This is a genomic window from Aeromonas sp. 5HA1 (assembly GCF_029237245.1).
GTDB lineage: Bacteria > Pseudomonadota > Gammaproteobacteria > Enterobacterales > Aeromonadaceae > Aeromonas > Aeromonas salmonicida.
This window is the reverse complement of the sequence record NZ_JAACFW010000011.1, coordinates 62,567-77,302: the sequence shown is the minus strand read 5'-3', so window position 1 is coordinate 77,302 and position 14,736 is coordinate 62,567. Positions and strand designations below refer to the sequence as shown.

The window sequence follows — 14,736 nt, the reverse complement described above, 5'->3', positions numbered from 1 at the left end:
AAATGGGCGTTGTAGGTTCGATTGGCGCAGCGTAACCGGACATTGGGAAGCTTATTTCTCCAGCTTGGCGATCTCTTCACCGAACTCGCGGATGTCCTCGAAGCTGCGATAGACGGAGGCAAAACGGATATAGGCGACCTTGTCCAAGATCTTGAGCTCATCCATCACCAGATTGCCCACCAGCTGGGAGGCAACTTCGCGCTCACCGGTGGCTCGCAGGCAGGACTTGATATGGTTGACCCCCTTCTCGATGGCCTCCATGCTCACGGGTCGCTTCTCCAGCGCCCGCAGGATGCCACCACGCAGCTTCTCTTCATTGAAGGGCTCGCGGGAACCGTTGGACTTGATGACACGGGGCATCACCAGCTCGGCCATCTCGAAGGTGGTGAAGCGCTCGTGACAGAGCAGGCACTCACGACGGCGGCGTACCTGATGGCCTTCTGCCACCAGACGGGAATCGATCACCTTGGTATCAACCGCACTACAGAAAGGGCAATGCATCGGACCTCCGGCGTTAACAAACAGGGCACCTGACCACAGGGGCAGGATCTTGGCGGGCCAGTGTAGCACGGCCATCCAAAACCGGTAAAAGCCCAGAAAAACAATATGTCACCGTCTATATTCCTTAAACACTTCAGAGGGTGCGAAGTCCGTCTATGGCCGTTGCAGGCAAGCAGATGACGGTATTTGCATCCGCTTCGATCAGCGCAACAATGGCGTCTCTCGGGCCTTCTCGCCAGGCATCCGTTGCATAGAATGCCGCCTGGGAAGCGTTCAGATGCGCAAGATCATCGTATGCCCGCATCAGAAAATAGGCATCCGGATCATGCAGGGAGGGGCCGTGGCTCACCACGTCCATCCCCCATTTACGGTGCAGTGGCATGCTCTGCTCGGTCACCAGCGCATGAAACTCGGCGCGGCTCCCCGCCTTGAGCCGATAACTGCGGATTTCCAGCACTCTCTTCATCGCACTTTCTCCAGCTAAAAAATACCGCCAGCAAGGCGATATTTAACCATTCACTCAACCAGAAACTCAGTCGTCATAGGGCAAGTCGGCGGGGTCACAACCTGCATGGTCGGGTGCCGGATCTTGCGCAAACTGCACCGCATCAATGTGAGTGTGCCCCTCTATCAATGCCTTGCACACCCTGTGCATGCCATCCATGACCCGACCTGCACTATCCAGAATGATGGGATAGGCAAGGGAAGCACTGGCAATCAACTGACAATGCTCGGCTATGCTGCGCACCGTGGGTCTGGCCACGCCGTGTCCGTACCAGTGATCGGTATCCAGCTCGGCAATCTGTACCAATGGCACAGCTTGCACCGGCAAGCCTTGGCTCAACCGCACCAGACGCCGTACATCCCATGCCAGCAGCCCCTCCGGACTATCGCGAAAATGGTACTGGGCACGGATGGACACGATCAGATCGTCATCTGTGATACCGGGCTGGGCTGGCATTATGCCTCCTATGTCTGCACAAGCTCGGCGCCCATGGCGGGGCCGAGACAGAAAAAACAATGCCACCCGCAGGTGGCATTGGTCTCAAACCAGCATGGCTGGTGTATCAGGCATAAACCGGGAAACGACGGCAGATATCCAGCACCTTTTCGCGGGTGTTGGCCAGCACTTCGTCGTTGTCATGGTTGTCCAGCACGTCACAGATCCAGTTGGTCAGCTCAATGGACTCGGCTTCCTTGAAACCGCGGCGGGTGATGGCCGGGGTACCGATCCGCACACCTGAGGTGACGAACGGGGAACGCGGGTCGTTCGGCACAGAGTTCTTGTTGACTGTGATGTTGGCTTTGCCAAGAGCAGCATCGGCTTCTTTACCGGTCAGCTCACGGCCGATCAGATCAACCAGCATGAGATGGTTGTCGGTACCGCCAGAGACGATCTTGTAACCACGCTCGATGAAGGTCGCCGCCATGGCTTTGGCGTTCTTGACGACTTGAGCCTGATAGGTCTTGAACTCGGGCTCCAGCGCCTCTTTGAATGCCACGGCTTTACCGGCGATGACATGCATCAGCGGGCCACCCTGGCCGCCCGGGAAGACGGCTGAGTTCAGCTTCTTGTACAGATCTTCGTCGTCAGCGGCGGAGAGGATCAGACCACCACGGGGACCGGCCAGGGTCTTGTGGGTAGTGGAGGTAACCACGTGGGCGTGGGGCACCGGGTTCGGATAGACGCCAGCGGCAATCAGACCGGCTACGTGAGCCATGTCGACGAACAGCCAGGCACCAATCTTGTCGGCGATTTCACGCATGCGGGCCCAGTCGACGATACCTGAGTAGGCGGAGAAGCCACCTATCATCATCTTCGGCTTGTGCTCGACGGCCAGACGTTCCATTTCGTCATAGTCAATCTTGCCGGACTCATCGATACCGTAAGGAATGATGTTGTACAGCTTGCCGGAGAAGTTGACGGGGGAGCCGTGGGTCAGGTGACCACCATGGGCCAGGTTCATGCCCAGCACTGTGTCACCCGGCTGCAGCAGAGCCATGTAAACGGCGCTGTTGGCCTGGGAGCCGGAGTGCGGCTGCACGTTGGCGTAAGTGGCACCAAACAGTTCCTTGGCGCGCTCGATGGCCAGGGTTTCGACCACGTCGACGTACTCGCAACCACCGTAGTAGCGCTTGGCCGGATAGCCTTCAGCGTACTTGTTGGTCAGCTGGGAGCCCTGGGCTTCCATGACGCGGGGGCTGGTGTAGTTCTCAGACGCGATCAGCTCGATGTGCTCTTCCTGACGACGGGTCTCGTCTGTGATGGCCTGCCACAATTGCGGATCATAATTGGCGATGGTCATGTCACGTTTCAACATCCGTTTCTCTCCTGAAAATCGTTTGCGCGTTAGGTGAAGTGGGCCCGCGCATTGTAACGTGAGCTGGATCAAAGAGACAGTCCAACCACCCAAAAAAATGTTTATAAAATGTAAAATGTGTCGCGAATTTCGAAGTCAGTGCAGGCTCTCCCCTTAGCCATAGCGCTGGCATTCGTGCTGACAATAGTGCTGGCGAATAATCCTCCCTCTGTCCATCCGTCCCCGATACCCATCACACCATAGCCCTGCCAGTAAACAGAAACCGGGACAACAAACAGCCAAAACCAGAGCCAGATCATGGATATAGCCGTTACTAACAGATAACATCTTTACACGGCACAGCGGTTGCACCGCCAATAGATGGAGGCAAAACATGCCGGGCAAGACCCTCGCCACGCTCCCGATGGATCTCAATTTGCACCTTCCCCTGGCACTGAGCTTTCGCCAGCCAGCCTGCCGACCGAACGCTGGCAGCAAGAATTTCCACTCGACATACCTGTTCCAGGACGGGTCAAGCCTCTCTCATCCTTCCTTGCATCACCTCAACACGGAGGTACACCATGATGGATAACCTGATGCTTTTTCTGATCATATCGGTATTCGCTGTTTTCTATTGGGTCTACTATACCGGCAGTCGCAAAAGCCCTTTCACCACCCAGTGGGAGACATTGCCCACCAAAGAGCAGTATCTGGCGGCGCATCCGGAGGCCATTGATGGCGATATCATCTTCTGCATTCACTGCGGCCATCATCAGCAACTGGATGTCGGCCTGCTGCACCAGACCGATTTTCGCCGCCAGCATATCTGCACCCGTTGCAAGAAGGCGATCTACCGCGAAGAGATCTGATATCTGATTCATCACCGTGAGATCCGCCAGCTCGCCAGGGCCGATTACGCCTAGGGATCCTCGACCAGGCTCAGAGCCAGCGACCCGGCTTCCACATCTTCGTGGCTCCAAAGCGCCCTGGCACGAAATAGCCGATAGGCTGCCGCAGTTCGAGACCCGCCCCCTCTGAGTTGCCATCAATACGTCCTGAAAACGTCGCCATCGGCGGCGTTTTTTCTGGCTTGTTCGCCGAATTATCACCTATGGGTTAACTTTTCTGCCAAAGCCGTTAGAATCGGGCTCACTCTGTTTCCCGCTTGCCATCCACGGAGGAAAAATGCAGGAATTTCTGGCCACTAGCGAACGTCGGGCCGAACTTTACTGGTGGTTCGCCACCCTGTTTAGCGCCGAGCTCAGCGATGAACAGATCGCCGAATACGACAGCTACGATGTGCGAAGCTTCCTGAAGAGCCTCTCCACGCTGGATCCCATGCGCCCGGCCGTCGCCGAGCTCAATGAGACCATCGCCCGCCTGCTGGTGCGTGACGAGCGCGCCACTGCCCTGGCAGCTGACTTCAAGGGACTGTTTCTGGCCGATACGGCCGTTCAACCTTATGAATCCGCCCATCTGGATGCCTCATCCCTCGGCCGCATGCAGCAACGACTGGTGCGCCTTGCCATCGATGTCAGTGCCAAATACCCGCAGCCGGTCGATCACCTTGGGGTCGAACTGGATCTGATGGGCAACCTCATCATACGTGCCGCCGAAGCCCCCAGTGCCGATCAGCGTGAACAGTGGCTAGGCGAGCAGGAAGCCTTGCTGCATGGCCATCTGCTGGCCTGGTTCCCCCATTTCGAAGCCGCTTGCCGCGCCGCCGATCCCTTCGGTTTCTACGGCGCCAGTGCTCGCTTGCTGGGTGTATTCCTCACCATGGATGCCAACTACCTCAGCCTGGTCAAACCGGCATCCTCCGCCGACTGAGCCGATGAAAACCGCCCTGCTACTGATCGCCTGCTGGCTGCTGACCCTGATCCCGCAGGATCAGGGTCTGACGCCGCTCTTCAGCTTGCTGTTCAATCCGGACAGAGATCTGTATGGCACGGCCCAGCTCACCGGTTTCGGCGGCATACTCCTGACCCTCTATCTCGCCAACCTGGGGGTGGAGGTGGTGCTTCGCCGCCGTTTTCAGATAGCCGGCATGCTGACCCTGCTGGTCGCCTGGATAGGCTTTATCAATGCCAGCGGCAGCGAAGCCCACTGGCTCTTGCTACTTGCCCTCTCCCTGCCCTTTCATGTGCTCGGCCTGCTGGTGCTGACGCGCGGTATTCAGGCATTCGGCCGCCAGAAAGGCTGAAAAACCGCCGAAAGTATTACAAATCATGACAGCCGGATCCCCGCATTCCCCGTCCCAGCAAGGTCGGCGTGGTGGGAGCCGGTAACATCTGCTTACATTCAGCTCCCATTCAGTTTTGTTGCAACCGTTATAGTGCGGCTCCTTTTTACCAACCGACACAGGAGCAACAGCATGCCTCCACAGGATGCGCGCATCACGGGTCTCGATCTGTTGCGAGGGCTTGTCATCTTCATGGCCGTCTTCGAGCACTACACCGGCTACCTCAACTACTGGTACATCGACTTTTTCAACCGTGAACATGCCCTCTGGGACAGCTTCTATCTGTCACACAAGGCGATGGCCGGCCACCTGCTGCCCATGGATAACACCACGGCACAGGTCTCGGCCTGGCTTATCCCCTGGGTGAGCCAGATCTACCTGGCCCTGGCGGCCTTCAACCTGAGCCGTCGCAGCCAGGAGCGTTTCAGACCACAACTGGGCGGCAAGCTGGTGCTGTTTGCCAGCATCATACTGATCCTCTATGTCGAAGGGCTGGTCATAGCCCCCAACTTCGGCGAGGCCATCTCCTTCTATCCTGTCATGCTGTGGATGTGCCTGCTGGCACTCTTCTCTCTGGTTTACGCCTGGTTCGGCATCCGCGGCATGCTGATACTGACAGTGCTCAGCCTGCTGCTGGATCAATTCGGCGTGCAGACCCTGCTTGGCAATATCGACAGCTGGATGAAGCTGCACGTGCACCCCGACTATGAGCTGGATGCCCGCCTCGATCTCTTCATGGCCAGCGGCTGCTTCGGTTTCCTGTACGGCTGGTGCTGGCATCAGCGCCCTCAGTGGCGGGATCGCCTCAATGGCCTGGTACTCACCCTCTCCCTCATCGCCCTCGTTATCTATCTTGCGTTTGGCGAGAGCAGTTCGGTCGAACTCAGTGACATCTACGCCAACGAGCACGAGCTGGCGCTGGACATGACGGGACGCGCCGGGATCTGGGGCATGGAGTTTCTGGTGATCGGGGCCGTACTCTGGCTGCATCAGCGCAACATCAACCTGTGCTGGCGACCGCTCAACTGGATCGGCATGTATTCGCTGACCGTCTTCATCTTCCACAAGAGTATCTTCGTGCACCTGTGGGGCCCCTTGCTGCTGTGGTGGACTGCCCGCCAGGGCACCATTCTGCCCAACAGCTTCGGCCTTATCATGCTGCTCAGTGCCACCAGCGTGCTACTCATCTATGCCTTCCAGCGCTCCGGCATCATCTGCCACCTGATGGGCATGCATCAGGACAGAGACTGGGTGCGGCTCTATGGCAAGTAGTCGCTGGCTGCTGCTGACGACCCTGCCACTCGCGCTGCCCTTGTCGGCCAAGGAGCAGGATAACCTGTGGCAGGTGGGCGGCCAGTGGCAACTCGACAGCAATCAGGCCGGGGTCAAGGCTGACGCCAGCGCCCACTTCTGGCTCGCCTATGAGCGAGAAACCATGGTCGGCCTGATCTTTGCCGATGGGCAAAGCGCCGGGCTGGCCTTGCCGCTCTACAAGCAGAGCTTCCTCGCGCTGGGGGTCAGTCCCATGCAGGTGGTGGATCGCACCCGTTTCAGCGCGCTCTGGCGCCTCGGCTGGCAACTGGACGAGGATCATCAGCTGAGCCTGGGTCAGCTCTATGATGTGACCGGTCGCTATGGCCAACTCTGGTATATGGAACACAGCCTGCCGCTGCCGGCAGCCCTCTCCCTCAATCTCTGGCTGACGCGAGGCAGCCAGGCTCACATGGCGGCCTATGGTGCCAACGAGGGGTGGCGGGATTGGGGCGTCACGCTGGAGCGCAGCTGGGGCTGGCAGCAATGGCGACTGGGTACAGAGGTGGGTGCCAAACAGTGGCTTATCAAGGATCGCGATTGGCAACCCGTGGTGAACCTGACCCTGAGCTATCGCTTCAGCTGGTAGCCACCACTTCAACCGGCAACACGACCAGATAGGGGGCAAATGCAGCCCTCTCTCTTCCCTCCAAAGCGCTTCATGCCATACTGACAACACCTTAAGTGACAATAAAGTCAATTCAGGAGCCGTCATGCAGGAAGAGACATCCGAATCCATGCCAGATCCGCCAACGCCGGGTCAACTGAATCCAAACGAGCTGCAACAGCTGTTTGAACTGGCGCCGTTCGGCATAGGCGTGTTCGACCGCTACTTTCGCTGCCGCAGCGTCAACCAGACGCTGGCCGATATCAACGGCCTCTCCCGGGAAGATCACTACGGCAAATACCTGCGTGACATAGTGCCGACGCTGGCCCCTGTGCTGGAACCCCTGTTTCAACAGATCATCAGCAGCGGTATTCCCCAGGTGGAATTGAGCCTGAGCGGCCAGACGGAGGCCCATCAGGGCCAGCAACGACGCTGGCAGGCAATCTACAGCCCCATGCTGGATGAACAGGGCACCCCTGACGGCATACTGACCATAGTGCGGGATGTCACCGAGCAGTATGAAGTGCAGCAACGGCTGCAACTGGCCATGAGTGCAGGCCAGATTGGCGTCTGGGAGTGGCATGTGGCCGAAGACAGGTTGCAATTTGATGGCCAGGTCGAACGCCTGCTCGGCACGGCCGCCAACCAGTTTCAGGGGGGAATGGATAACTTCATCAAGCGCTTCGATCCCGTGTCGGGGGAGCAGCTCAGAACCGCCCTCAACGGCACGGCGCCTCTTCACCTGACTTTGAGCTACCTGGGGCCCAACCAGATGCGGGGCTGGGTCGATCTCCATGCAGATCATGTGGCCGCCACCGACACTCAGGGACGCCGCATCATGGGAGTGATCCACGATGCAACCGATCGCTGCAATCAGGAAGACAAGCTGCGCCAGGCCAATGTGGTCTTCGACACCACGGCCGAAGGCATCATCATCATGGATGGGCAGCGCCAGATCATTTCGGTCAACCCGGCTTTCTGCAACATGACCCAGTACGAACCGGACGAGATAGTGGGCAAGTCACCGGAAGCCATCATGCATCCCCGTCGCCATACCGACATTGACTACCCCTGGCACACCCTGCTGCCCGGCAGCCACGCCTGGCACGGGGAGATGATGTGTCTGCGCAAGGATGGCGACTACTTCACCTCCTGGCAGCATGTCAGCGCCGTCTATGACAGCCGCCACAACACGGCCCACTATGTGATCACCTTCTCCGACATCAGCGCCATTCGCAAGGCAGAGGCGCAGCTCAATCACCTCGCCTATCACGATCCTCTGACCGAACTTGGCAACCGCAACCTGTTGCAGGAGCGGCTCGAACTGGAAATCAAGACGGCCCAGCTCAATCGGCAGCAACTCGCCCTGCTGTTCATCGACCTCGACGGTTTCAAACTGATCAATGACAACCTGGGCCACAGGGCGGGGGACCAACTGCTCAAGCTGCTGGCCGGGCGCATCCGCCAAAGCCTGCGTCACAACGATGTTGCCATTCGGCTAGGTGGAGATGAATTCCTGGTGCTGATCCCCTATTTCGAACAACAGGATGAGCTGGCACAGCTCGCCGAACAGCTGCTGGCACGTCTGCGCGAGCCGGTCGAACTGGAACACGAGCAGGTCGCCATCTCCGCCAGCATAGGCATAGCCCTCTACCCTGAGCACGCCCGGAGCCCGGACGCCCTGGTCAGTGCCGCCGACAACGCCATGTACGAAGCCAAAAGCCAGGGCCGCAACGGCTATCTGTTTTACAGTCCCGACATGGCCGAACAGACACGGGAACGGATGAGCATGGAGCAGGGACTGCTCAAGGCCATTGATCAGCATCAGCTCTGCATCCTGTATCAACCCATGACGGATCTGGCCAATAACCGCCTGAGTGGGCTGGAAGCCCTGTTGCGCTGGCAGCATCCCAGCGAAGGCATGATAGCGCCAGCCCGCTTCATACCGGTGGCAGAGGAGTGTGGTTTGATAGAGCAGATTGGGGAGTGGGTGATGCGCACCGCCTGCCAGCAGGGACAGGCATGGCTGACGGCCGGGCTGGCCGTGCCACGGCTCTCGGTCAATGTGTCGGTAAGGGAGATGCGCGCCATTGGCTATGTGGAGCGGGTCGCGGCCATCCTGGCGGAGACCGGCTTCCCGGCGGAGCGGCTGGAGATAGAGGTGACGGAAAGCATCATACAGCGAGTCGACCATAGCTTGCAGCTGTTCACCCGCCTCAAGGCGCTGGGGGTGCAGATTGCCATCGATGACTTCGGCACCGGCTTCTCATCCCTGAGCTTGCTCAAAAGCCTGCCCATCGATCGCATCAAGATAGATCAAACCTTCGTGCAGGCTCTGCCCGATGACAAGCACAGTCGGGAGCTGTGCCGTACCATCATCAACCTGGCCGACAGCCTGGGCATGGCGGTCACCGCCGAGGGGATCGAGACCCAGGCACAGCGCCAGTTTCTGCAATCCCTGCACTGTCAGGAGGGACAGGGCTACCTGTTCAGCCACCCCTTGACCGAACCCCATCTGGCTGCCCAGCTGACTCCCCGCAAGGGAGTCTGGTGCTGAAGCCGGCAAGTGCTGCAAGAGCCGCTCAATGATCGAAAATACGGCTCACTCACTGAACGTCAACCTGGCATCCCACCCCTCGCTCTGGCCCTGGAGCGAGTCAGCCATCAGTGCATCCTTCGGGTAGCGCGGTTTTGGCTGCCCGAGGGTAACTGTCACAGGGGGTTTGCGCGCCAGAAATGCATTGCCCATCTGATCGGCAATACGCTCTCGCACTGCTGGCGAGCCGCTCTGTTCGCGCGTCACGGGGAACTCTTTGGGTTGGGGAGCAGCCAGTGCGGCTTCATCGGCAAGCGTAGAGGCATCGGACTGCCAGAGGGCGGTGCAAAGGAGCAGGGACAACATGGCTATCTCCATCGATAAAATCGATGTTTTTACTCAATCGCCGATGAATTGTCACGAATGGCACTGTAAGCAGATGTTTCCATCTATCCAAAAGTCTAATTGCCCTCGTACGCCAAAGGTATAAGTTGTTACTTAATCATTACGAGAATGTATTCAAAGGAGTGACAGATGAGCGAGAGCAAGGTCTACCCGGTCAAAGCCCACATCAGCAACGGCGCCCTGCTGGACAAGGCAGGTTACGAGGCCATGTACCTAGCCTCCGTGCAGGATCCGGATGCCTTCTGGGGTGAACAGGGAAAAATCATCGACTGGATGAAGCCCTATACCAAGGTCAAGAACACCTCGTACGACCCTGGGCATGTCTCCATCAAGTGGTATGAGGATGGCCTGCTCAACGTCTCGGCCAACTGCCTGGATCGCCATCTGGCACAGCGCGGTGACAAGGTGGCCATCATCTGGGAAGGGGACAACCCGGCAGAGGATCGCAAGCTGACCTACCGCGAGCTGCACACAGAAGTGTGCAAGTTTTCCAACGGATTGAAAGCACAGGGTGTGCATCGGGGTGATGTGGTCTGCCTCTACATGCCCATGGTGCCGGAAGCGGCCATCGCCATGCTGGCCTGTACCCGCATAGGTGCCGTGCACAGCATCGTCTTCGGCGGCTTCTCGCCGGAGGCCCTGGCCGGCCGCATCATTGACTCAGGCTCCTCCATCGTCATCACGGCCGACGAGGGGCTGCGTGGTGGCCGCCCTGTCCCGCTCAAGAAAAACGTGGATGAAGCGCTCACCAACCCGGATACCCGGGTCAGCAAGGTGATAGTGCTCAAGCGCACCGGCGGCAACGTTGCCTGGCACAACCACAGGGACATCTGGTGGCATGAGGCAACTGCCGCCGCCAGCAGCGACTGCCCACCCGAGGCAATGAACGCCGAAGATCCCCTGTTCGTCCTCTACACCTCCGGCTCCACCGGCAAGCCCAAGGGGGTGTTGCACACCACCGGCGGCTATCTGGTCTACGCCACCCTCACCTTCAAGTACGTGTTCGACTACCACGAGGAGGACATCTACTGGTGTACCGCCGACGTGGGCTGGGTCACGGGCCACTCCTATCTGGTCTACGGGCCGCTCGCCAACGGCGCCACCACCATCATGTTCGAAGGGGTGCCCAACTACCCGGCCACCAACCGCATGAGCCAGGTGGTGGACAAGCACCAGGTCACCATCCTCTACACGGCCCCGACGGCGATACGCGCCCTCATGGCCAAGGGCCGTGATGCGGTAGAGGGCACCTCCCGCCAGAGCCTGCGCATCATGGGTTCAGTGGGCGAGCCCATCAACCCGGAAGCCTGGGAGTGGTACTACCGCACCATAGGCGAGGAACGCTGCCCCATCGTCGATACCTGGTGGCAGACCGAGACCGGAGGCATCCTCATCAGCCCGCTGCCCGGCGTCACCGACCTGAAACCGGGATCGGCTACCCGTCCCTTCTTCGGCGTGCAGCCGGCGCTGGTGGACAACATGGGCGAACCGCTGGAGGGTGCAACCGAGGGCAACTTGGTGATCACCGACTCCTGGCCGGGTCAGATGCGCACCGTGTTTGGCGATCATGAGCGCTTCGAACAGACCTACTTCTCCACCTTCCCGGGTCGTTACTTCACCGGCGACGGTGCTCGTCGCGACGAAGATGGCTACTACTGGATCACGGGGCGGGTGGATGATGTACTGAACGTCTCCGGCCATCGCATGGGGACCGCCGAAATTGAATCGGCGCTGGTCGCCCATCCCAAGATCGCCGAGGCGGCGGTGGTGGGAGTGCCCCACGAGATCAAGGGTCAGGGCATCTACGCCTATGTCACCCTGATCGCCGGAGAAGAGCCTAGCCGCGAGCTGCACAAAGAAGTGAAGGAGTGGGTACGCAAGGAGATCGGTGCCATCGCCACCCCGGATGTGATCCACTGGGCGGAAGGGCTGCCGAAGACCCGTTCCGGCAAGATCATGCGCCGTATCCTGCGCAAAATAGCCACCGGCGAGACCGACAGCTTGGGGGATATCTCCACTCTGGCGGATCCCGGGGTCGTGGATAAACTCATCCGCGAGAAGTCGGAAGCTGCCTGATGTAGCCCGTTATCTGCCTCCAGAGCCGGCCCTGTGCCGGCTTTGTTGTCTCTGCTACTGAGCAATTTAACACCGCACCAGATAGTGCAAAAAACAGACAGATGTAGAGATTAGACCAGTAAAATGCTGCTAATTTTCACGAAATCAATATAATTGCGAAATCTGTGTGCCAGTGCACACCGAATTGCGCAGAAAATGGCTAGATTTCTGGTAGTCCACAAGATAGCTGGTAGATAGCAGCATTATCATCGAGGATGTACTCAATATGTCGCAAAATCACCGTATTCTCCTGCTCAACGGGCCAAACCTGAACCTGCTGGGCAAACGGGAACCGGGCATCTACGGCAGCAAGACGCTCGATGAGATCGTCGCCGATCTGAAGCACAACGCCAGCGAACTCGGCGTCACACTGGAACACCTGCAATCCAACGCCGAACATGAGTTGGTCAGCCGTATCCACCAGGCCATGGGCCAGGTGGATTATATCATCATCAATCCAGCCGCCTTCACCCACACCAGTGTCGCCATCCGCGATGCGCTGCTGGGTGTCGCCATCCCCTTTATCGAGGTGCACCTGTCAAACGTCCATGCCAGGGAGCCTTTCCGTCATCACTCCTATCTGTCTGATGTCGCTAAAGGAGTAATCTGCGGGCTGGGTGCAGATGGCTACCAATTCGCTTTAACCGCGGCCGTGCATCAGTTGCGCGCGGCTTGATAATCACTGATCAGATAAAGAAGAAAGAGAATGCTAATGGATATCCGCAAAATCAAGAAGCTGATTGAACTGGTTGAAGAGTCCGGCATTGCCGAACTGGAGATCTCCGAAGGTGAAGAGTCCGTTCGCATCAGCCGCAACTTCTCCGGTCAGGTGACCACCGCCATGCCGCAGATGATGATGCAGCCGGCCATGGCCCCTGCCGCCGCACCGGCAGCCGCCGCCGTCGCACCGACCGCAGATGCAGCCACCCCGAGTGGTCACCTGATGCGCTCCCCCATGGTTGGCTCCTTCTATCGCTCCTCCAGCCCGGAAGCCAAGCCGTTCGCGGAAGTCGGTCAGCACGTCAATGTCGGCGATACCCTGTGCATCGTCGAAGCCATGAAAATGATGAACCAAATCGAGTCTGACAAGACCGGCGTGATCAAAGCGATCCTGGTTGAAAATGGTCAGGCCGTCGAATTTGACGAGCCGCTGTTCATCATCGAATAAGGGAAGTTGCCACCCATGTTGGACAAAGTAGTCATCGCCAACCGCGGTGAAATTGCCCTGCGGATCCTGCGCGCTTGCAAAGAGCTCGGGATCAAGACAGTGGCCGTTCACTCCACCGCCGATCGGGAGCTCAAACATGTGCTTCTGGCCGACGAAACCATCTGCATCGGCAAGCCTGCCAGCGGTGAATCCTACCTCAATGTGCCGGCGATCATAGCCGCCGCCGAGGTAACAGGTGCCGTTGCCATCCACCCGGGTTACGGCTTCCTCTCGGAGAACGCCGATTTCGCCGAAGTGGTCGAAAAATCCGGCTTCATCTTCATCGGCCCTCGCGCCGAGACCATTCGCCTGATGGGTGACAAGGTCTCCGCCATCGAGGCGATGAAAAAAGCGGGCGTACCTTGCGTGCCTGGCTCTGACGGCCCGGTCGACAGCGATGCCAAGCACAACGCCGCCATCGCCAAGCGCATCGGTTATCCGGTGATCATCAAGGCCGCCGGTGGCGGTGGTGGTCGCGGCATGCGCGTGGTGCGCAATGAAGCCGAGCTGGCTGCCGCCATCGCCCTGACCAAATCCGAAGCAGGCCAGTTCTTCAAGAACGACATGGTCTACATGGAGAAGTACCTGGAGAACCCGCGCCATATCGAAATTCAGATATTGGCAGACGGCCAGGGCAACGCCCTCTATCTGGGCGAGCGTGACTGCTCCATGCAACGTCGCCACCAGAAAGTGGTCGAAGAGGCACCGGCACCCGGCATCACCGAAGAGATGCGCAAGTTCATCGGAGAGCGCTGCGTACGCGCCTGCATCGAGATCGGCTACCGCGGTGCGGGAACCTTCGAGTTCCTGTACGAAAACGGCGAGTTCTATTTCATCGAGATGAACACCCGTATCCAGGTTGAGCATCCGGTCACCGAGATGGTCACCAGCGTGGATCTGATCAAGGAGCAGCTGCGCATCGCCGCCGGCCAGCCCCTGTCGATCACCCAGCAGGACATCCGCATCCGTGGCCATGCCATCGAATGCCGGATCAACGCCGAAGACCCGGCTACTTTCATGCCGTCTCCCGGCCTGATCCAGCGCTTCCATGCGCCGGGTGGTCTGGGCGTACGTTGGGATTCCCACATCTACGCCGGTTACAAGGTACCGCCTTACTACGACTCCATGATCGGCAAGCTGATCTGTTACGGCGAGAACCGTGACGTCGCCATCGCGCGCATGCGTCAGGCGCTGGACGAGCTGGTGGTAGAAGGGATCAAGACCAACGTCTCCCTGCAAAAAGAGATCATGAAAGACGAAAACTTCCAGCACGGTGGTACCAATATCCACTACCTGCACAAGAAGCTGGGTCTGTAAGGATCGCTGATAGAGACCCGATGACATTGCGCGGTGGCAGTTCCAATGCCCACTACCTGCACAAGAAGTTGGGTCTGTAAGGATCCAAGGCAGAACAATGACTTCCGATAGAAGTCAGCTCCGAAAGGAGCCTCTGTTGAAAAAGGGCCATGGCGACATGGCCCTTTTTTGTTATTCTTGCGCCCCTCAAAATTG

General features: G+C 58.6%; 15 protein-coding genes and 1 pseudogene. 11 read left to right on the top strand and 5 right to left on the bottom strand.

The features are described 5' to 3' along the window. Positions 1-51: 51 nt before the first annotated feature. The 4 genes from nrdR to glyA form a co-directional block, all read right to left on the bottom strand. The gene (gene nrdR / locus GWQ27_RS11800; RefSeq protein ID WP_275907441.1) at positions 52-501 is read right to left on the bottom strand and encodes a transcriptional regulator NrdR; all 450 of its coding nucleotides are present in this window, start codon (positions 499-501) and stop codon (positions 52-54) included. 133 nt (positions 502-634) lie between these two features. After that, positions 635-967, bottom strand: coding sequence for an NIPSNAP family protein (locus GWQ27_RS11795; protein WP_275907440.1), 333 nt, complete (start codon positions 965-967; stop codon positions 635-637). 66 nt (positions 968-1,033) lie between these two features. Further along, the gene (locus tag GWQ27_RS11790; RefSeq protein ID WP_275907439.1) at positions 1,034-1,462 is read right to left on the bottom strand and encodes a hypothetical protein; all 429 of its coding nucleotides are present in this window, start codon (positions 1,460-1,462) and stop codon (positions 1,034-1,036) included. Positions 1,463-1,568: 106 nt separating this feature from the next. Next, entirely contained in the window at positions 1,569-2,822 is a 1,254-nt protein-coding gene (gene glyA / locus GWQ27_RS11785; protein WP_111588446.1) for a serine hydroxymethyltransferase, read from the bottom strand. Between the two features lie 560 nt (positions 2,823-3,382). Here glyA and GWQ27_RS11780 point away from each other — a divergent pair. From GWQ27_RS11780 to GWQ27_RS11750, 7 genes and pseudogenes are all read left to right on the top strand, one after another. After that, on the top strand, positions 3,383-3,670 hold the full coding sequence (locus GWQ27_RS11780) for a hypothetical protein (RefSeq protein ID WP_021138124.1): 288 nt from the start codon (positions 3,383-3,385) through the stop codon (positions 3,668-3,670). A 44-nt stretch (positions 3,671-3,714) separates the two neighbouring features. Then, positions 3,715-3,839 (top strand): annotated as a pseudogene (locus tag GWQ27_RS11775) (ADP-ribosylglycohydrolase); the annotation flags it as partial. 147 nt (positions 3,840-3,986) lie between these two features. Further along, positions 3,987-4,631: a molecular chaperone TorD gene (gene torD, locus GWQ27_RS11770; RefSeq protein ID WP_265420909.1), complete on the top strand. Its 645-nt coding sequence runs from the start codon at positions 3,987-3,989 to the stop codon at positions 4,629-4,631. A 4-nt stretch (positions 4,632-4,635) separates the two neighbouring features. After that, positions 4,636-5,004 (top strand): hypothetical protein, encoded by a 369-nt coding sequence (locus tag GWQ27_RS11765; RefSeq protein WP_005317625.1) that lies wholly within the window; start codon positions 4,636-4,638, stop codon positions 5,002-5,004. Positions 5,005-5,175: 171 nt separating this feature from the next. After that, on the top strand, positions 5,176-6,315 hold the full coding sequence (locus tag GWQ27_RS11760; RefSeq protein WP_265451918.1) for a hypothetical protein: 1,140 nt from the start codon (positions 5,176-5,178) through the stop codon (positions 6,313-6,315). Next, entirely contained in the window at positions 6,305-6,943 is a 639-nt protein-coding gene (locus tag GWQ27_RS11755) for a hypothetical protein (protein ID WP_275907438.1), read from the top strand. Before GWQ27_RS11760 ends, GWQ27_RS11755 begins: the two co-directional genes overlap by 11 nt. A 124-nt stretch (positions 6,944-7,067) precedes the next feature. After that, positions 7,068-9,518 carry an EAL domain-containing protein gene (locus GWQ27_RS11750; protein ID WP_275907437.1) on the top strand — a complete coding sequence of 817 codons (2,451 nt, stop codon included), beginning with the start codon at positions 7,068-7,070 and terminating at the stop codon, positions 9,516-9,518. A gap of 45 nt (positions 9,519-9,563) precedes the next feature. Here the strand turns inward: GWQ27_RS11750 and GWQ27_RS11745 are convergent, their stop codons facing one another. Then, on the bottom strand, positions 9,564-9,863 hold the full coding sequence (locus tag GWQ27_RS11745) for a hypothetical protein (protein ID WP_275907436.1): 300 nt from the start codon (positions 9,861-9,863) through the stop codon (positions 9,564-9,566). A 168-nt stretch (positions 9,864-10,031) separates the two neighbouring features. Here GWQ27_RS11745 and acs point away from each other — a divergent pair, with 168 nt between their 5' ends. From acs to accC, 4 genes are all read left to right on the top strand, one after another. Then, positions 10,032-11,978, top strand: coding sequence for an acetate--CoA ligase (gene acs, locus GWQ27_RS11740; RefSeq protein WP_275907435.1), 1,947 nt, complete (start codon positions 10,032-10,034; stop codon positions 11,976-11,978). Positions 11,979-12,243: 265 nt separating this feature from the next. Then, positions 12,244-12,693 (top strand): type II 3-dehydroquinate dehydratase, encoded by a 450-nt coding sequence (gene aroQ, locus GWQ27_RS11735; protein WP_021138116.1) that lies wholly within the window; start codon positions 12,244-12,246, stop codon positions 12,691-12,693. Positions 12,694-12,729: 36 nt separating this feature from the next. Further along, positions 12,730-13,185 (top strand): acetyl-CoA carboxylase biotin carboxyl carrier protein, encoded by a 456-nt coding sequence (gene accB, locus GWQ27_RS11730; RefSeq protein ID WP_034283807.1) that lies wholly within the window; start codon positions 12,730-12,732, stop codon positions 13,183-13,185. A gap of 15 nt (positions 13,186-13,200) precedes the next feature. Then, positions 13,201-14,541, top strand: a complete 1,341-nt coding sequence (gene accC / locus GWQ27_RS11725) for an acetyl-CoA carboxylase biotin carboxylase subunit (protein WP_005317655.1) — start codon at positions 13,201-13,203, stop codon at positions 14,539-14,541. The last annotated feature ends 195 nt before the right edge of the window (positions 14,542-14,736 follow it).